At 47.4% G+C, this 21,124-nt stretch carries 6 protein-coding genes; all 6 read left to right on the forward strand.

The window, feature by feature from the left end:
- Nucleotides 1-2 precede the first annotated feature (2 nt).
- A complete protein-coding gene (locus tag GRFL_RS01690; protein ID WP_083642903.1) occupies nucleotides 3-2,396 on the forward strand; it encodes an ABC transporter permease in 2,394 nt (797 codons plus the stop codon).
- 24 nt (nucleotides 2,397-2,420) lie between these two features.
- On the forward strand, nucleotides 2,421-4,832 hold the full coding sequence (locus GRFL_RS01695; protein ID WP_083642905.1) for an ABC transporter permease: 2,412 nt from the start codon (nucleotides 2,421-2,423) through the stop codon (nucleotides 4,830-4,832).
- 42 nt (nucleotides 4,833-4,874) lie between these two features.
- A complete protein-coding gene (locus GRFL_RS01700) occupies nucleotides 4,875-5,540 on the forward strand; it encodes an ABC transporter ATP-binding protein (protein WP_083642907.1) in 666 nt (221 codons plus the stop codon).
- A gap of 15 nt (nucleotides 5,541-5,555) precedes the next feature.
- On the forward strand, nucleotides 5,556-6,965 hold the full coding sequence (locus GRFL_RS01705) for a TolC family protein (protein WP_083642908.1): 1,410 nt from the start codon (nucleotides 5,556-5,558) through the stop codon (nucleotides 6,963-6,965).
- A 325-nt stretch (nucleotides 6,966-7,290) separates the two neighbouring features.
- The gene (locus GRFL_RS01710; RefSeq protein WP_083642910.1) at nucleotides 7,291-20,166 is read left to right on the forward strand and encodes a T9SS type B sorting domain-containing protein; all 12,876 of its coding nucleotides are present in this window, start codon (nucleotides 7,291-7,293) and stop codon (nucleotides 20,164-20,166) included.
- A gap of 43 nt (nucleotides 20,167-20,209) precedes the next feature.
- Nucleotides 20,210-21,124: a PorP/SprF family type IX secretion system membrane protein gene (locus GRFL_RS01715; protein ID WP_083642912.1), complete on the forward strand. Its 915-nt coding sequence runs from the start codon at nucleotides 20,210-20,212 to the stop codon at nucleotides 21,122-21,124.

Raw genomic sequence — 21,124 nt, forward strand, 5'->3', positions numbered from 1 at the left:
TCATGATTCGAAATTATATCAAAATAGCCTGGAGGAACCTGCTTCGTAACAAAGTCTACGCTCTCATAAACATTCTTGGGCTCAGCCTTGGCCTGGCATGCGCGATGCTCATCCTGCTCTATGTAAAAGATGAAGTTAGTTTTGACCGTTTCCATGAAAATGGTGATAATATTTATCGGGTGGTTGCTCAGGCCAAGCATGATGGTCAACTGGCGACTAACGTAAACACCGGCTTTTTACAGGGGCCGCGCTTTGCGGAAAATGTTTCGGGAATCACATCTTTTGTACGTGTTCAGGGCGCTACCGAAGATATGAAGAACGGTAACGAGATCTATTCCCAATCGGCACTTAGAGTGGATTCTACTTTTTTATCCGTTTTCAGTTTCCCGGTGATCGAAGGAAATGCCAAAACCGCTCTAAGCGAACCTCATTCGATCGTGGTAACCGAAGATTTTGCCCAAAAACAATTTGGCAAAAAAGAGGCTTTGGGACAACTGGTGATGATCCGGCAGGACAGTGCTTTGGTACCATATAAGGTAACCGCCGTGACCAAAAATGCTCCTCAGAATTCCACTATTCGGTATGAAGTCTTACTGCCTTTTCGCGAAAGCAAGGAAGACGCTCAAAACAATGAAAACTGGTACAGTTCCTTTCTGAATACTTTTGTGGTGCTGAATCCCAATGCAGACAAGTCTCATGTGGAAGCCCAAATGAAGGTTTTTTACCAGAAAGATGCTCGCGAAACCTTTCAGTCTTTGCTGAAAAAATATGGTGGCAGCTCCGAAATGGGTACATATATTCTCCAGCCTTTTGCGGATATCCATATGAATACCGAGATGCCGGCACAAAATGGGCTGGTAAACGCCAGCAATCCTATGTATTCTTATATTCTCTCCGGAATTGCCCTTTTTGTACTGCTCATCGCCTGCATCAATTTTGTGAATCTTACAGTGGCGAGATCGGTTAAAAGAGCCAGGGAGATCGGTATCCGGAAAGTGGTGGGCAGCAACAGAAAGCAATTGATTTTCCAGTTTTTAGGCGAGTCATTTTTACTTTGCTTTATCGCATTCTCACTGGCTTTCCTCATCGCCCAGCTCGTACTGCCGGTTTTCAATGAGCTTTCTAATAAGGCCCTGGCACTATCCTACCTGGCCGATACTAAACTGATCATTGGTTATATCCTTTTATTCCTGGTGACCGGGTTGTTGGCCGGCTTCTACCCGGCACTGATTCTTTCAGGTTACAAACCTGTGGAAGTTCTGTATAGCAGGTTCCAGATCTCGGGAAAGAATTACCTTCAAAAGTCTCTGGTGGTGCTTCAGTTTGCGCTGGCTTCCTTTTTGATCATCGCCACCATCACAATTTATCGGCAATTTGATTTCCTGATCAATACCGATCTGGGTTACAACGACAGCAATATCATCATGGTCGATAATTTTTCGATTTCCGAAGAAAAAGCCAGGCTTTTCAAAACAGAAGTCCTCAAAAATCCAGAAATCATCGATGTCGCTCCTACCAATGTGGGCCATAGCTGGACCGGCGCCCGACTCGAAAATGGCAATGATATGAGCTTCAATTATGTGACTATTGACGAATCGTATATCCCGGAAATGGAAATTCCCATCGTACAGGGCCGCAATTTCTCCGAAGAACATCCTTCAGATGCTACCACGGCTATTCTTGTGAACGAAGCCTTTGTAAAAGAAGCGAAGTGGGATAACCCAATTGGGCAAACGGTGAACTTCTTTTACAACGATGACGAGATCTACCGGGTGGTTGGGGTGGTTAAAAATTACCATTTTCTTTCGCTGAACCAGGAAATTGGGCCACAGCTTTTTACAATGAAACCGGGCAATGATTTTGATTCGTTTTATATCAAGATCAAACCGAATTCGGCCGGAGTGAGCTTAGAGCATATTCGGCAAACTTTTCAGCAAATTTTTCCGCTGAGTCCATTTTCCTATAATTTCAAGGATGAAGAAAATCGCAGAAGCTACGAAGCCGAGGAAAAATGGAAGCAGATCCTGCTTTTTGGGGCGGTATTGACCATTTTTATTTCCTGTATCGGGTTGTTCGGCCTATCGGTACTTTCCGCAGAAAAACGTACTAAAGAGATCGGAATACGAAAGGTCCTGGGTGCTTCTGTCAAGAATATCGTCACTATTCTTTCCACAGATTTTATCAAGCTCGTCATGATCTCGCTGGTCATCGCCATCCCCATTGCCTGGTATGTATCGAACAAATGGCTGGAAAATTACCCGTACCGCGTGAATGTGAACTGGGAAATGTTTGTCATCGCGATCGGGCTGGTAGTCCTGATCGCACTTTTCACCATCAGTTTTCAGGCGATCAGGGCGGCCATACAGAATCCTGTAAAAAGCCTGAAAACCGAATAAAAATCATCATTAAAATCAATCATTATGATCAGCAATTATTTAAAAACCGGTTGGAGAAATATCATTAAGAACAAAGGCACATTTTCGGTCAATATTATCGGGCTGGCGCTGGGGATCGCGTCTGTGATCATGATCATGCTGTACGTTTCCAGTGAGTTGAGCTACGATCGATTCAATGAAAAGGCTGATCGTATTGTTCGGGTTGTTTTTAAAGCCCAGATAAATGGGGAGCAAATGAAGGAAGCCGTGGTGATGGCTCCGGTAGCGCAAACCCTTAAAAATGATCTTCCGGAAGTTACCGATGCGACCAGGCTGGCAAAATCTTATAATAACCGACTTGAATACAACGGGACTTATTACGGACAGAGCAGTATGGGTTATGTTGATCCGAATTTTTTCAAGGTTTTCACACTGCCAATCATCAACGGTAATCAAAAGACTCCGCTGGATAAACCCAATACCGTGGTAATTTCTGAAAAATTGGCCAGTAATATTTTTGGTAACGCAGATCCGGTGGGAAAAACGATCACGGTGACCAATCGCGATGAAGATTACACCATTTCAGCGGTGATGAAAGACATTCCTGAAAATTCACATTTTCACTTTGATATTCTTGCGTCTACACTTGGTTACGCCAATGCGAAAAAAACTACCTGGATGCAATCTGACTTTTTCACCTATTTGGTTTTAAAAAAGGATGCAGATATAGCTGAAGTTGAAGCAAAATTACCCGCGATCACCAAGAAATATATGGGACCGCAAATGATTGATGCCATTGGGATGTCTTATGAAGAATTTCAGAAGGATAATGAGTTGGGATTATTTCTCCAGCCGCTCACCGATATTCACCTGCATTCCGATTTTTCTGATGCGACCACTCTGGAACAGGGCGGAGATATCAAATACGTTTACATCTTCAGTATTGTAGCCATTTTTATGCTGGTGATTGCCTGTATCAATTTTATGAACCTGGCTACGGCATCGGCATCCAAACGATCTAAAGAAGTGGGAATTCGAAAAGTTCTCGGTTCGAATAAAAAACAGCTTATTTACCAGTTTTTGGCCGAAGCTTTTATTTCCACCGTTTTGGCAACTATTCTTGCCATCATGATCTTTGCGATTTTTCTTCCGGGATTCAATCAGCTGGCTGGAAAAAGCATCGAATTCATTTCTCTTTTAAAACCGATCTATATCCTGTCCTTATTCGGATTGATCTTATTGATCACTGTTCTGGCGGGTGGTTATCCGGCATTCTACCTGTCTTCCTTCAATCCTTTAAACGCCTTGAAATCCAAATTTTCCGGCAGCGGAAAGAATTCCGGGATTCGTGGCGGACTCGTGGTTTTCCAGTTTGTGATTTCCGCTGGACTTATTCTTTCCACGCTCGTGGTGAAAGAGCAGATGAGCTATATTCAGAATAAAGACATCGGCTACGAAAAAGACCAGTTGCTGGTAGTTCGCAATACTTATTTGTTAGGTAACAATGAAGATGGTTTTATTCAGGAGATCAAAAACGATCCTCGAGTTGAAAATGTAACGCATTCTGCCTTTGTACCGGCCGGCGAAAGCGATAATGAAGTAGGCGGAATTTTTCTGAACGGTCAGTTCTTACGCCGAATGTTCTTCTACAATGTGGATGAGAATTATATCCCAACAATGGGGATGGAATTACTGGCTGGACGTAATTTTTCCAAGTCCTACGGAACCGAAAAAGATAATGTGATCATTAATGAAAAAGCCGCGGAAGCGCTCGGCTTTGGTAAGGATGCTATTGGAAAGACTTTCCAGCGAGATACCGATGATGGTCCAAGAGACATCCATGTTATCGGGATCATTAAAGATTTTAACTGGAAGTCCTTACACCAGGAAATCGATCCGCTAATTCTGAAAATGAATCCATATGGCGGAATGATCATTCGTTCAAAAACGGCAGATATGTCTGGGATCATTGAGAATTTGAATTCCGATTGGAACAGCTATAATCCGAAGGAAGCTTTGAATTACAGCATTCTGGATGATTCCTATAATCATACCTATTTAAAGGAGCGAAAAATGGGAACGATCCTGACGCTTTTTGCCATTCTTACAATAATCGTTGCCTGCCTGGGCTTATTCGGATTAGTAACTTTTACAGCAGAACAACGTTTCAAGGAGATCGGGATCCGTAAAGTGCTTGGTTCTTCCGCAGCACAGATCGTGGCGCTGCTTTCCAAAGATTTTATTAAACTGGTAGGGATTTCCTTTTTAATAGCATTCCCCCTCAGTTATTATCTCATGAATAAATGGCTTCAGGATTTCGCCTTTCGCGTCGAGATCAAATGGTATTTATTCCTGCTTGCTGCGGTCATCACTTTGGGAATCGCCTTTCTTACCATTGGGATCAAAAGTTTCCGCGCGGCGAGCATTAACCCGATAAAAAGTCTAAAAACCGAATAATTTCAGCATTCAGAAGTAATCATATCCAAAAAAAATTATCACATGTTACAACTAGATCATATTTACAAATGGGTCACTTCCGGCGGAAGGCGCATCTTTCTCCTGAACGATCTTAAATTACAAGTGGAAGAAGGCGAATTTCTTTCGATCATGGGGCCGTCAGGTTCAGGAAAATCAACTTTACTCAATGTCATCGCCATGTTGGACGACTTTCAGGAAGGGGAATATTTTTTTGAAAATGAGCCTATTCATCAGCTAAAACAGAAAAAACGAACCGAGATCTTTCATCAGAATATCGGTTTTATTTTCCAGGCCTATCATTTGCTTGACGATCTTACGGTCTACGAGAATATTGAAACGCCGCTGTTGTACAAAAAGGTAAAAAGTGCCGAGCGGAAAGCCCTGGTTGCCGATATGCTGGACCGTTTTAATATTGTTGGAAAAAAAGATCTTTTCCCACACCAGCTTAGTGGCGGGCAGCAACAACTGGTAGGCATCGCCCGGGCGCTCATTTTTAAGCCCAAACTCATCTTGGCTGATGAACCTACCGGCAACCTTAACTCGAAACAAAGCGACGAGATCATGCAGCTGTTCCGGGAGCTGAACCAGGAAGGAACCACTTTTATCCAGGCCACTCATTCAGAGAGCAACGCGGCATACGGTTCGCGCACCATTCATCTCCTGGACGGCAGCGTTCAGAAAATCTAGAAAAAATTCATCATTTTGAGAACATTCATCATTCTTTTCATTTTCATCAATTTCAGTATACAGGCGCAGATTCAGGAAAATCAGGTGCTATCTTTGGAAGACTGTATTCGCCTGGCAGAAACTAACAATATCGACCTGAAGCGTTCCGGTATACAATCTGAAACCGAAAAACTTACTTTCAGAAGCACCAAGTCACGGGTGCTGCCAGACCTGAATGCCAGCTACAGTTATGCGGTAAACAAAGGCCGTAGCATTGACCCGTATACCAATGATGTGATCGATCAGCAATTCAGTTACAGCAATGCCGGGATTCGGCTGAACGCCCAGCTATTCAATGGATTTGAACTTCGGAACAGCATTCAGCGGGACCGCTACAATATGCAGGCCGCCGAAGCCGAAAAGCAGGCGGCCAGGCAGCAACTGGTTCTCGACGTAACGCTCGCCTATTTCCAGGTTTTAAATGCCCAGGACCTGTTGAAACTGGCAAAACTCAGGCTGGAAAGTACGCGCGGGCAACAGGACCGGATCAGCAGCCTCGCCGATGAAGGCTCCGGGAATCCGGCCGATCTGAGCGATATCCAGGGACAGTTCAAGAACGATGAATCAGCCGTACTTACCGCAGAAAATCAGTTACAACAGGCCCATCTCGATCTCCGGTTATTGCTGAACATCGAAACCGACTTCGAAATCCGGGAACTCCCACTTCAACCGGAAATGAACAGTTACGAACTTTCCGCAGAAGAACTTTACCAGCAATCACTGGAAAACCTGGAAGTGTTCGAAGCACGTAAGTTGAGACTGGAGGCCGCTCGTGAAGATGTAGCCGTGGCCCGTTCGCTGTACGTTCCGGAACTTTCCTTTTTCGCGCAGCTCAACACCAATTATTCCAGCCTTGCGAGCCTGCTGAACGAGACCGGAACCCAGGTAGTGGAAACCGGGCAGTTCCTGAATATCAACGGCACTACTTACGCCGTGCAGACCAACCAAAGTCAGTTTTCCCAACAGGATATTCCGTATGTGGACCAATTGAACAATAACCTGAGCTCGGTGGCAGGACTGAGCTTTTCGATCCCGATTTTCAACGGTTTTAGAGCCAAACGTCAGGTCTCCCTGAAAAAATTACAGCTGGAAGATGCTAGACTGGAACTGGAAAATACCAAAAATGAATATCGCCGAGCCATTGAAGCCGCTTATAATGATATGGACCTCGCTTACCAGGATTATTTTCTGCTTCAGGAGCAGGTGAAAGCCTACGCAGAATCCTTCCGTGTGAACGAGATCCGGTTTCAGAATGGGGTTTCCAACCTGGTAGCTTATATCATTAGTAAAAACAACCTCGACCGCGCCCGGGTGAATATGGCCAATGCGAAGTATGAATTTTTGATCAGGCGCCAAGTCCTGGATTACTACCGCGGATCCTACTGAGAAAGCCTTCAGTTTTACCTTTTCAATATTCAGAATTAGACCTTACAGTCAGATCTTTCAGCCTTGAAAACTTTTCTACTGTGAATACAAAACTGGCAATTCCGGCATGGGTTTTTTCAGAATTGTAGGCGAATTCCTGAAAATTTTAAGCATTTATCCTGAAAACTATCGATCAAATATACTTCATCTAAACAAAAAAGCATTTTATCGACACCACAGCCTGTCTAAACGAAAAATAAAATTATCCTGCTCCTTATATGAGATTTTTGGAGAGTAAACAACATTTCTGAAGGTTCCCCCCTTAGAATTGCTCTAAATCTCAGTCATGAAAAATAATTTACTACTACGTGCAACATTACCGCTTTTATTTTCTTTTGCACTGATCTCGGGCTCGCCGTTCAAAGATGACGGCCGCACGGCCGAGGTACAGACTTATTCGTTTCATTCGCTCATCATTGAATTCGTCGCAGACGTCTTCGGAAAATTTGATTTTAGCGACACCAGGAAAGCGACATCCGTCCAACCGAAAAAGGCCGTCGCTCAGACAGCCAGCACTTCAAAATTGGTCAGCAACAGTTCGCTTTTCGTAGATACCGATGGTGATGGTATAGACGACCTGTATGATATTGATGACGATAATGACGGGATTCCTGATGCCGAGGAAGATCAGGAATGTTTTGTATATGAAGAGCATTTCGACTTCGGAAGCTATCCCGGTGCACCTTTGTCGCCCGGGCAAACCACTTATATCTATAATTCAGATCCTCCCTATTCCGTTTGGCCAGATGGGCTTCAGGATGGGGAATATACCATTGCGACCAATACCCGCGAAGCCAATGGTGACTGGCTGGATATACTGGATCATACCGAAGGCGTGGAATCTGGCTACATGCTGGTGGTGAACGCTGATGAAGCTCCGGGGGAGTTTTACGCATTTTCCGTGGCTACTGAAGCAAATACCAATTACCGCTTCGAATCCTGGATCACCAATGCCAATTACATCGTGAACCAAACAGGTTGCGAATCCTGCTGCGGGGGCTTCGTTTTGCCAGATATCATCATTGAGATCAGGGATGGGCTTACCAATACGTTAATTGCGTCCATGCAAACGGGGCAAATTCCTATTGCTACTGATAATGATACCTGGAAAGTTTATAACGTTCCGTTCAATTCCGGAGCGTCTACCAGCGTAAACGTGGTGATGATCAACGCAGGACCAGGGGGTTGCGGTAACGACCTGGCACTGGATGATTTGAGATTGATCAGGGAATTTTCTCCTGTTTTTTGTGATTTTGACGGTGATGGTATCCCGAATAGTAAAGATCTGGACAGTGATAATGACGGTATTCTGGATATCGTCGAAGCCGGTGGAATCGATGCTGATAATAATGGTATAGCCGATAACCTTTCAGACCAGGATAATGACGGACTTGTAGATATGTACGATTCAGATTGTGTGGTCTACACCTATAACACCACGAACGGAAATGCAGTTTCCACTACCTTCAACTCCGGTTTTTCAAACCCAAACAATGCTCTTGGAAATCCTTCATTTTCCTATGCACTTTCGGGATTTGGCACTACCTATGCCGTATATGACCTCGGAAGTGAACTTCCAACGGGAACCACTTTTGAATTCTATGTAGGTAGCGAAACAGGAAGTCAGTATATCGAATTCCACAGCGTGACTGATAGCCAGGGGAATATCGAAACCAGTTATATAGGCGGTGCCAACGCCAATTCCACCGGGCCGGAAATTCAGAATTATACCTTATCGGTACCAACAAGATACCTGCGCGTACGAGCTTATACTAACGGACTTCGGTTTTACGGTCTGAATTATACAGCCACCACTAAAACTGCCACCAACTGTACCGGCGCACCGCTGATTCCTGTGGAAACGACCGCTGGAACTTCAGATTATTTAAATAATGATGCTGATGGCGATACCTGCTTCGATTCTTTGGAAGGAGGCGATGCTATTACAGGCGCTCAGCTGGATGCCGACGGAAGAATTACCGGCGGTGTGGATGCCAACGGAATTCCACTGGCTACTGCTGGAGGGCAGGAGGATATCAGCTCCAAGAATGCTGCCGTATTCGGCTCAGCATGTGATACCGATGCTGACGGAGTGATCAATTCAGCAGATATCTGTGAAGGTTTTGATGACAGCCTGGATAATGATGCTGATGGCACGCCTGATGGCTGTGATCCTGATGATGACAACGACGGAAATCCCGATACCAGCGACACCATTACTCCATTGCAGGCCGTAGCAAGGGATGAGTCTACAAATGTGATCGTTGGAAGCACCGCTACGGTGAACATTCTTCAGAATGACGATTTCCTTCCTAATAACGATATGAACAATTTGGGTAGCACTAGCATTACCAGAATAGGCGGAACCGGTAACGGAACCGTGGTTTTGGATGCACTGACCGGAGAAATGGCTTATACGCCGCTTAGCCTGGAGGCTGGATCAACTGTAACAGTGATCTATCAGGTTTGTAACACCTCTCCAGAGCCAGATGTTTGTGCGACCGCCACTGTAAATATTACGGTTTCAGATCCTGACAGCGATGGCGATGGAATTACTGATTCTCAGGAAGCTGTTGACGGAACCGATCCAAACAATGACTGTGACTCGATCGGTGGAACGCCGCTTAGCACCAGCGATTGTGATGCTGACGGACTAACGACTGCCGAAGAAGCTTCCGCCGGAACTGATCCGAATAACCCGGATTCTGATGGTGATGGAATCAATGACGGTCAGGAAGTGGCTGATGGAACTAATCCGTTAGACATTTGCGATCCATTGCAAACTGCTGATAACTGTGATCCTGACGGGGATGGTTTGACAAACGCTGAAGAAGCTGTCGCTGGAACCGATCCGAATAACCCAGATTCTGATGGTGACGGTATCAATGACGGACAGGAAGTGGCTGACGGAACCGATCCACTGGATATTTGCGATCCGCTGCAAACTGCTGATAATTGTGATCCGGATGCTGATGGTTTGACCAATGCTGAAGAAGCCACTGCAGGAACCGATCCGAATAATCCTGATTCTGATGGTGATGGAATCAATGACGGACAGGAAGTAACTGATGGAACGAATCCCCTGGACATTTGCGATCCGCTGCAAACTGCTGATAATTGCGATCCTGACGGGGATGGTTTGACAAACGCCGAAGAAACTGCCGCAGGAACTGATTCAAACAATCCGGATTCTGATGGTGACGGTATCAATGACGGACAGGAAGTGACCGATGGAACCGATCCGCTAGATATCTGCGATCCGTTGCAAACTGCCGATAACTGTGATCCGGACGGGGATGGTTTGACAAACGCTGAAGAAACTACCGCCGGAACAGATCCGAATAACCCCGATTCTGATGGGGATGGCATCCAGGACGGACAGGAAGTGACCGATGGAACCAATCCAAATAACGATTGTGATTCGATCGGAGGAACGCCACTTAGCACCAGCGATTGCGATGCTGACGGACTGACTACTGCTGAAGAAGCCGCCGCCGGAACCGATCCTAATAACCCGGATTCTGATGGCGACGGAATCAACGACGGACAGGAAGTGGCTGATGGAACGAATCCCCTGGATATTTGTGATCCTTTGCAAACTGCTGATAACTGTGATCCTGACGGGGATGGTTTGACCAATGCTGAAGAAACTGCCGCTGGAACTGATCCGAATAATCCGGATTCTGATGGAGACGGAATTAACGATGGACAGGAAGTAACTGATGGAACGAATCCGCTGGATATTTGCGATCCATTGCAAACTGCTGATAATTGTGATCCGGATGCTGATGGTTTAACCAATGCTGAAGAAGCTGCCGCAGGAACAGATCCGAATAACCCTGATTCTGATGGTGATGGAATCAATGACGGTCAGGAAGTAACTGACGGAACCAATCCCCTGGACATTTGCGATCCATTGCAAACTGCTGATAATTGTGATCCTGACGGGGATGGTTTGACCAATGCTGAAGAAGCTGCAACTGGAACCGACCCAAATAATCCGGATTCTGATGGTGACGGAATCAATGACGGTCAGGAAGTGGCTGATGGAACAAATCCGCTGGATATTTGCGATCCACTGCAAACTGCCGATAACTGTGATCCGGATGCTGATGGTTTAACCAATGCTGAAGAAGTTTCCGCTGGAACCGACCCAAATAATGCGGATTCTGATGGTGATGGCATCCAGGACGGACAGGAAGTAATTGATGGAACCGATCCGCTGGATATCTGCGATCCGCTGCAAACTGCTGATAATTGTGATCCTGACGGAGATGGCTTAACAAACGCCGAAGAAGCTGCTGCAGGAACCGATCCGAATAATGCTGATTCTGATGGAGATGGCATTAATGATGGTCAGGAAATGACGGACGGAACCGATCCGCTGGATATCTGCGATCCGCTGCAAACTGCAAATAATTGTGATCCTGATGCTGATGGTTTGACAAACGCTGAAGAAGTTTCCGCTGGAACCGATCCGAATAATGCCGATTCTGATGGCGACGGAATCACCGACGGTCAGGAAGTGACCGATGGCACCGATCCAAACGATGACTGTGACTCGATCGGTGGAACCCCTCTTAGCACCAGCGACTGCGATGCTGACGGACTGACTACTGCTGAAGAAGCCGCCGCCGGAACTGATCCGAATAATCCTGATTCTGATGGTGATGGAATCAATGACGGACAGGAAGTGGCTGATGGAACGAATCCGCTGGATATTTGTGATCCGCTGCAATCTGCTGATAACTGTGATCCGGATGCTGATGGTTTGGCAAACGCCGAAGAAACTACCGCCGGAACCGATCCGAATAATGCCGATTCTGATGGTGACGGTGTCAACGACGGCCAGGAAGTGGCTGATGGAACGAATCCGCTGGATATCTGTGATCCGCTGCAAACTGCTGATAATTGTGATCCGGATGCTGATGGTTTGACAAACGCCGAAGAAGTTTCCGCCGGAACCGACACAAATAACCCCGATTCTGATGGTGACGGTATCAATGACGGACAGGAAGTGGCTGACGGAACCGATCCACTGGATATTTGCGATCCGCTGCAAACTGCTGATAACTGTGATCCTGACGGGGACGATTTGACAAACGCTGAAGAAGCTGTCGCTGGAACCGATCCGAATAATGCCGATTCTGATGGAGACGGAATTAACGATGGACAGGAAGTGACCAATGGAACCGATCCTAATAACGACTGTGATTCGATCGGTGGAACGCCCCTAAGCACCAGCGATTGCGATGCTGACGGACTGACTACTGCTGAAGAAGTTTCCGCCGGAACCGACCCAAATAATCCTGATTCTGATGGAGATGGAATTCAAGACGGACAAGAAGTAACTGACGGAACCAATCCGCTGGATATTTGCGATCCGCTGCAAACTGCCGATAATTGTGATCCGGATGGAGATGATTTGACCAATGCTGAAGAAGCTTCCGCTGGAACTGATCCAAATAACGCCGATTCTGATGGTGATGGAATTAATGACGGACAGGAAGTGGCTGACGGAACCGATCCAAATAACGATTGTGATTCGATCGGTGGAACGCCGCTTAGCACCAGCGACTGCGATGCTGACGGACTGACTACTGCTGAAGAAGCCTCCGCCGGAACAGATTCAAATAACCCGGATTCTGATGGTGATGGAATTAATGACGGACAGGAAGTGGCTGACGGAACCGATCCAAACAACGATTGTGACTCGATCGGTGGAACGCCGCTAAGCACCAGCGATTGCGATGCTGACGGACTGACTACTGCTGAAGAAGTTTCCGCCGGAACTGATCCAAATAATCCGGATTCTGATGGTGACGGTATCAATGACGGACAGGAAGTGGCTGACGGAACCGATCCGCTGGATATCTGTGATCCGCTGCAAACTGCAGATAATTGTGATCCTGACGGTGATGGTCTAACCAATGCTGAAGAAGCTTCCGCCGGAACTGATCCGAATAATGCCGATTCTGATGGTGATGGCATCAATGACGGCCAGGAAGTGACCGATGGAACAGATCCTAATAACGACTGTGATTCGATCGGAGGAACGCCGCTTAGCACCAGCGATTGCGATGCTGACGGACTGACCAATGCTGAAGAAGCTTCCGCCGGAACTGATCCTAATAATGCTGATTCAGATGGTGACGGAATCAATGACGGACAGGAAGTAGCTGACGGAACCGATCCTAATAACGATTGTGACTCGATTGACGGAACGCCGCTTAGCACCAGCGATTGCGATGCTGACGGACTGACTACTGCCGAAGAAACTACCGCTGGAACAGATCCGAATAACCCCGATTCTGATGGTGACGGTATCAATGACGGACAGGAAGTGACCGATGGAACAGATCCTAATAACGACTGTGATTCGATCGGAGGAACGCCGCTTAGCACCAGCGACTGCGATGCTGACGGACTAACTACTGCTGAAGAAGTTTCCGCCGGAACCGATCCGAATAACCCGGATTCTGATGGTGATGGAATCAATGATGGTCAGGAAGTAACTGATGGAACGAATCCGTTAGATATCTGCGATCCACTGCAAACTGCTGATAACTGTGATCCTGACGGGGATGGTTTAACCAATGCTGAAGAAGCTGCAACTGGAACCGATCCGAATAATGCGGATTCTGATGGTGATGGAATCAATGACGGACAGGAAGTGGCTGACGGAACCGATCCGTTAGACATTTGCGATCCGCTACAAACCGCTGATAACTGTGATCCTGACGGGGATGGATTGACAAACGCCGAAGAAGTTGCCGCCGGAACCGACCCAAATAATCCGGATTCTGATGGTGACGGAATTAATGACGGACAGGAAGTGACCGATGGAACCAATCCGCTGGATATTTGCGATCCGCTACAAACTGCGGATAATTGTGATCCTGACGGGGATGGTTTGACAAACGCCGAAGAAGCTGCTGCTGGAACCGATCCGAATAATGCGGATTCTGATGGTGACGGTATCAATGACGGACAGGAAGTGACCGATGGAACGAATCCGTTAGACATTTGCGATCCGCTTCAAACTGCCGATAGCTGTGATCCTGATGCTGATGGTTTGACAAACGCTGAAGAAGCTTCCGCTGGAACCGATCCGAATAATGCCGATTCTGACGGTGATGGCATCAATGACGGTCAGGAAGTGACCGATGGAACCGATCCTAATAACGACTGTGATTCAATTGGCGGAACGCCGCTCAGCACCAGCGACTGCGATGCTGACGGACTAACGACTGCCGAAGAAGCTTCCGCCGGAACAGATCCGAATAACCCCGATTCTGATGGTGATGGAATTCAAGACGGCCAGGAAGTGACTGATGGAACCAATCCGCTGGATATCTGTGATCCGCTGCAAACTGCCGATAATTGTGATCCTGACGGTGATGGTCTAACCAATGCTGAAGAAACTTCCGCTGGAACCGATCCTAATAATGCTGATTCTGATGGAGATGGCATTAATGATGGTCAGGAAATGACGGACGGAACCGATCCGCTGGATATCTGCGATCCATTGCAAACTGCCGATAACTGTGATCCTGACGGGGATGGTTTGACAAATGCCGAAGAAACTGCCGCTGGAACCGATCCGAATAACCCGGATTCTGATGGTGATGGCATCAACGACGGACAGGAAGTGGCTGATGGAACTGATCCGCTGGATATTTGCGATCCTTTGCAAACTGCTGATAATTGTGATCCTGACGGGGATGGTTTGACCAATGCTGAAGAAGCTTCCGCCGGAACTGACCCAAATAACCCGGATTCTGATGGTGATGGCATCGAGGACGGACAGGAAGTGAACGATGGCACAGATCCTAATAACGACTGTGATTCGATCGGAGGAACGCCGCTAAGCACCAGCGACTGTGATGCTGACGGACTAACGACTGCCGAAGAAACTGCCGCCGGAACTAATCCAAATAATACCGATTCTGATGGTGACGGAATCAACGACGGTCAGGAAGTGGCTGATGGAACGAATCCGCTGGATATCTGTGATCCGCTGCAAACTGCCGATAACTGTGATCCTGACGGGGATGGATTGACAAACGCTCAGGAAGCTACCGCCGGAACTGATCCAAATAATGCTGATTCTGATGGTGATGGAATTCAAGACGGACAGGAAGTGACCGATGGAACGAATCCGCTAGATATCTGTGATCCGCTGCAATCTGCCGATAATTGTGATCCTGACGGGGATGGCTTGACAAACGCTCAGGAAGCTGCCGCTGGAACCGATCCCAACAATCCTGATTCTGATGGCGATGGAATCAATGACGGACAGGAAATGACCGATGGAACCAATCCGCTGGACATTTGCGATCCGCTGCAAACTGCCGATAACTGTGATCCTGACGGGGATGGTTTGACAAACGCTGAAGAAGCTGCCGCCGGAACAGATCCGAATAATGCCGATTCTGATGGTGATGGAATTCAAGACGGACAGGAAGTGGCTGATGGAACTGATCCGCTGGATATCTGTGATCCGCTACAAACTGCTGATAATTGTGATCCGGATGCTGATGGTTTGACAAACGCCGAAGAAACTACCGCCGGAACAGATCCGAATAATGCCGATTCTGATGGTGATGGAATCAACGACGGACAGGAAATGACCGATGGAACGAATCCGCTGGATATCTGTGATCCGCTGCAAACTGCTGATAATTGTGATCCTGACGGAGATGGCTTGACCAATGCTGAAGAAGTTTCCGCTGGAACCGATCCGAATAATCCGGATTCTGACGGCGATGGAATTAACGACGGCCAAGAAGTAGCTGATGGAACTGATCCGCTGGATATCTGTGATCCGCTACAAACTGCTGATAATTGTGATCCGGATGCTGATGGTTTGACAAACGCCGAAGAAACTACCGCCGGAACAGATCCGAATAATGCCGATTCTGATGGTGATGGAATCAACGACGGACAGGAAATGACCGATGGAACGAATCCGCTGGATATCTGTGATCCGCTGCAAACTGCCGATAACTGTGATCCTGACGGGGATGGTTTGACAAACGCCGAAGAAGCTGCCGCAGGAACCGATCCGAATAATCCGGATTCTGACGGCGATGGAATTAACGACGGCCAAGAAGTAGCTGATGGAACTGATCCAAATAACGATTGTGACTCGATTGGAGGAACGCCACATAGCACCAGCGATTGCGATGCTGACGGACTGACTACTGCCGAAGAAGCTGCCGCTGGAACCGATTCGAATAATCCTGATTCCGATGGTGATGGAATCAACGACGGACAGGAAGTAACTGACGGAACCGATCCAAATAACGATTGTGACTCGATTGGAGGAACGCCACATAGCACCAGCGATTGCGATGCTGACGGACTAACGACTGCTGAAGAAACTTCCGCCGGAACAGATCCGAATAACCCGGATTCTGACGGTGATGGAATTAATGACGGCCAGGAAGTGGCTGACGGAACCAATCCGTTAGATATTTGCGATCCACTGCAAACTGCTGATAACTGTGATCCTGACGGGGATGGCTTGACAAACGCCGAAGAAGCTGCCGCCGGAACCGATCCAAATAATGCTGATTCTGATGGTGATGGAATCAATGACGGACAGGAAGTGGCTGATGGAACGAATCCGCTGGATATCTGCGATCCGCTGCAAACTGCCGATAACTGTGATCCTGACGGGGATGGATTGACAAACGCTCAGGAAGCTACCGCCGGAACTGATCCAAATAATGCCGATTCTGATGGTGATGGAATTCAAGACGGACAGGAAGTTGCTGACGGAACCGATCCAAATAACGATTGTGACTCGATTGGAGGAACGCCACTTAGCACCAGCGATTGTGATGCTGACGGACTAACGACTGCCGAAGAAACTTCCGCCGGAACTGATCCGAATAATCCTGATTCTGATGGTGACGGAATTCAAGACGGACACGAAGTGGCTGATGGAACTGATCCTAATAACGATTGTGACTCGATTGGCGGAACGCCGCTTAGCACCAGCGACTGCGATGCTGACGGACTGACTACTGCTGAAGAAGCCGCCGCCGGAACAGATCCTAATAACCCGGATTCTGATGGTGACGGAATCAATGATGGTCAGGAAGTGGCTGACGGAACCGATCCAAATAACGATTGTGACTCGATTGGAGGAACGCCACTTAGCACCAGCGATTGCGATGCTGACGGACTGACTACTGCTGAAGAAGTTTCCGCCGGAACTGATCCAAATAATCCTGATTCTGACGGTGATGGAATTCATGACGGACAGGAAGTGACCGATGGCACCGATCCAAACAACGACTGTGATTCGATCGGTGGAACGCCGCTCAGCACCAGCGATTGCGATGCTGACGGACTGACTAATGCCGAAGAAGCTGCCGCTGGAACCGACCCAAATAATCCGGATTCTGATAGTGATGGAATCAATGACGGTCCGGAAGTAACTGATGGAACCGATCCGCTAGATATTTGTGATCCGCTGCAAACTGCTGATAACTGTGATCCGGACGGAGATGGTTTGACAAACGCCGAAGAAGCCGCTGCAGGTACTGATCCAAATAATGCCGATTCTGATGGTGATGGGATCAATGACGGACAGGAAGTGGCTGATGGAACCAATCCAAACAATGACTGTGATTCTATTGGTGGAACGCCACTTAGCACCAGCGACTGCGATGCTGACGGACTGACTACTGCCGAAGAAGTTTCCGCTGGAACCGATCCGAATAATCCTGATTCTGATGGTGATGGAATCAATGACGGACAGGAAGTAACTGACGGAACCGATCCAAATAACGATTGTGACTCGATTGGTGGAACTCCGCTCAGCACCAGCGACTGCGATGCTGACGGACTGACTAATGCTGAAGAAGCCGCTGTAGGAACCGACCCAAATAATGCTGATTCTGATGGTGACGGTATTAACGACGGACAGGAAGTGACTGATGGAACTGATCCGCTGGATATCTGTGATCCGTTGCAAACTGCTGATAATTGTGATCCTGACGGGGATGATTTGACCAATGCTGAAGAAGCTTCCGCTGGAACCGACCCAAATAATGCGGATTCTGATGGTGATGGAATCAATGACGGACAGGAAGTGACCGATGGAACGAATCCGTTAGACATTTGCGATCCGCTTCAAACTGCTGATAATTGTGATCCTGACGGGGATGGCTTGACAAACGCTGAAGAAGCTTCCACTGGAACTGATCCGAATAACCCGGATTCTGATGGTGATGGGATCAATGACGGACAGGAAGTGGCTGATGGAACCGATCCAAACAACGATTGTGACTCGATCGGTGGAACGCCGCTAAGCACCAGCGATTGCGATGCTGACGGACTGACGACTGCTGAAGAAGTTTCCGCTGGAACCGACCCTAATAATCCGGATTCTGATGGTGACGGAATCAATGACGGTCAGGAAGTGACCGATGGAACCGATCCTAATAACGACTGTGATTCAATTGGCGGAACGCCGCTCAGCACCAGCGATTGCGATGCTGACGGACTGACTACTGCTGAAGAAGTTTCCGCCGGAACTGATCCGAATAATGCCGATTCTGACGGCGATGGAATTAATGACGGTCAGGAAGTAACTGATGGAACCGATCCAAACAACGATTGTGATTCGATTGGCGGAACGCCGCTAAGCACCAGCGATTGTTTCCCTTCAGAAACCAATCCAACTACACAAACCACGATTGTGACCACAGAGTCGCCAGACAGCGATGGTGATGGTATCAGCGATGCCCAGGAAGCTCAGGATGGAACTGATGCCAGCGACGACTGTGATTCGGTTGGAGGAAAACCGCTTGGTTCCAGTGATTGCGACAATGACGGCCTCACCAATTCCGAAGAAGAAATTTTAGGCACCGATCCTAATAACCCTGATTCAGACAATGATGCGGTGCTGGATGGCCAGGAAATCCTGGATAATACCAATCCGCTGGATATTTGTTCGCTGAATCCTGCGAGTCAGACGCTCGAACCTTCCGAAGAATGGTTACAGACCGATTGTGACAACGATGGAATGTCTAACATTTCAGAAATAAACACTAAAACTGACTGGAGAAACATGGATAGTGATGGCGACGGAGTACTGGACGGTACTGAAATGAACGACAAGACCAATCCTTTAGATCCTTGTTCGCTCTTGCTTGCCAGCCAGAGTATCACTCCTCCTCAGGAATGGCAGGATATGGACTGCGATAGCGACGGCGGAAGCAATGCCTATGAAATTAGCGTGGGAACCGATCCTTTCTCCTATGAAGTGGATACAGATGCTGACGGAATTTCAGATGCCGAGGAAACTGCTAACGGAAGCGATCCTGAAAATCCATGTGATCCAAACCCAATGGCCGTTGGAACTGCTGATTGTGATAATGACGGCCTTACCAACGATGAAGAAAGAACCGGTAAAAATGATCCTTCTACGGAAGCGGATCCTTCCGGAGCCATTTCAGACCCGAATAACCCGGATACCGATGGTGATGGCGTGAATGACGGCGATGAAGCGCTTGGTAACACAGATGTGAACGATCCTTGTGATTTCGATTCCGCAGCCGTTACCCTTCCGAAGTCAGGAAACTTCCTAACAGCAGATTGTGATGGTGATGGAGTGATCAATGCCGATGAGATGAATGATCAAACTGATCCTTTTAATGCCTGTGATTCAGATCCTGCGCATGTTAGCATGCCACAATCAGAAGAATTCCTGGCAGGTGACTGTGATAAAGATGGTATCTCCAACGGTACCGAAATTGGTCCGAATCCTAATAATCCAATGGATATGAACGGTGATTCTGTTCCAGATTACCTGCAGGTATTGGGTGTTTCCCAGAGTGAAGTATTCGTTTATGAATTGCTCACGCCTGATGGGGATGGATACAATGATGTCCTGATCATTGAGAATATTGAAAGTTATCCACAAAACACCATGCAGATCTTTAATAGATGGGGTGTGCTGGTTTGGAAAGAAAAAGGATATGATCCTGATAATAATTATTTCGAAGGGCGATCAAATGGTCGTGTAGTAGTCTCGGGAGACGATCTGCTACCAACAGGCACGTACTTCTATGTGCTGGAATATCTGGATGAAGAACAAAATAAATTGGTCAAAAAGGCCGGATATATCTACATCAACCGATAATTATTAGAAAAACCGAATCCTTAGAACCTTAAATATCAAAAAGATGAAAAATATCATAATAATTGCCAGTCTTTTATTCCTGAATGTGTGCATGGCGCAGCAGGAAGCGCAATACAGCCAGTATATGTACAATACCATGACGGTGAACCCGGCTTACGCTGGTTCCCGTGGCGTCCTTAGTTTCAATGGCCTATACCGCTCCCAGTGGGTAGGTCTGGAAGGCGCCCCGAAAACGGAAGCTTTTAACCTGCATATGCCGGTTTCCTACCGCGTAGGAGCGGGAATTTCAGTCGTGAATGATGAATTGGGTCCTACTCATGAAACTGCCGTAGACGCCGTATTTTCCTATACGATCCCAACTTCGGTGAACGGAAATCTTTCCTTTGGCCTAAAAGCCGGCGCGCACCTGCTGAGCGTGGATTTTGAGCAGCTGGCAAAATACCAGAACGAACCGAGTGATCCTAACAGCAATATAGATCGCCAGTTCTCCCCTACCGTTGGTGCCGGTGTGTATTATCATACCGACAGGTTTTACGCCGGACTTTCCGTGCCCAACATCATCGAGACACAACACTTCGAAAACAGTTCGGCTTCCATCGCGAGAGAGCGCATGCATTTTTACCTCATCGCAGGGCACGTTTTTGACCTGGATACCGACTGGAAACTAAAGCCTGCCGTACTGAGCAAAATCGTGCAGGGAGCACCTTTGCAGGTAGACGTTTCAGCCAATTTCTGGTATAAGGAGAAAGTGACCCTTGGCGCTTCTTATCGATGGAGTGCCGCCTGGAGTGCGATGGCCGCGTTCAATATTTCAGATGAGATCATGCTGGGCTTTGCTTACGACAAGGAAACCACCGATCTTGGAAATACTTCCTTCAATGACGGTTCTTTTGAATTCCTGCTGCGAGTAGAACTTTTCAGCAAATTCGGCCAACTAATTTCACCACGTTTCTTCTAA

It is taken from the genome of Christiangramia flava JLT2011, assembly GCF_001951155.1.
GTDB lineage: Bacteria > Bacteroidota > Bacteroidia > Flavobacteriales > Flavobacteriaceae > Christiangramia > Christiangramia flava.

Bases quoted from the DNA above. Each gene is read 5' to 3' on its own strand.
- GRFL_RS01690 (WP_083642903.1), top strand. From the start codon at position 3: ATGATTCGAAATTATATCAAAATAGCCTGGAGGAACCTGCTTCGTAAC.
- GRFL_RS01695 (WP_083642905.1), top strand. From the start codon at position 2,421: ATGATCAGCAATTATTTAAAAACCGGTTGGAGAAATATCATTAAGAAC.
- GRFL_RS01700 (WP_083642907.1), top strand. From the start codon at position 4,875: ATGTTACAACTAGATCATATTTACAAATGGGTCACTTCCGGCGGAAGG.
- GRFL_RS01710 (WP_083642910.1), top strand. From the start codon at position 7,291: ATGAAAAATAATTTACTACTACGTGCAACATTACCGCTTTTATTTTCT.
- GRFL_RS01715 (WP_083642912.1), top strand. From the start codon at position 20,210: ATGAAAAATATCATAATAATTGCCAGTCTTTTATTCCTGAATGTGTGC.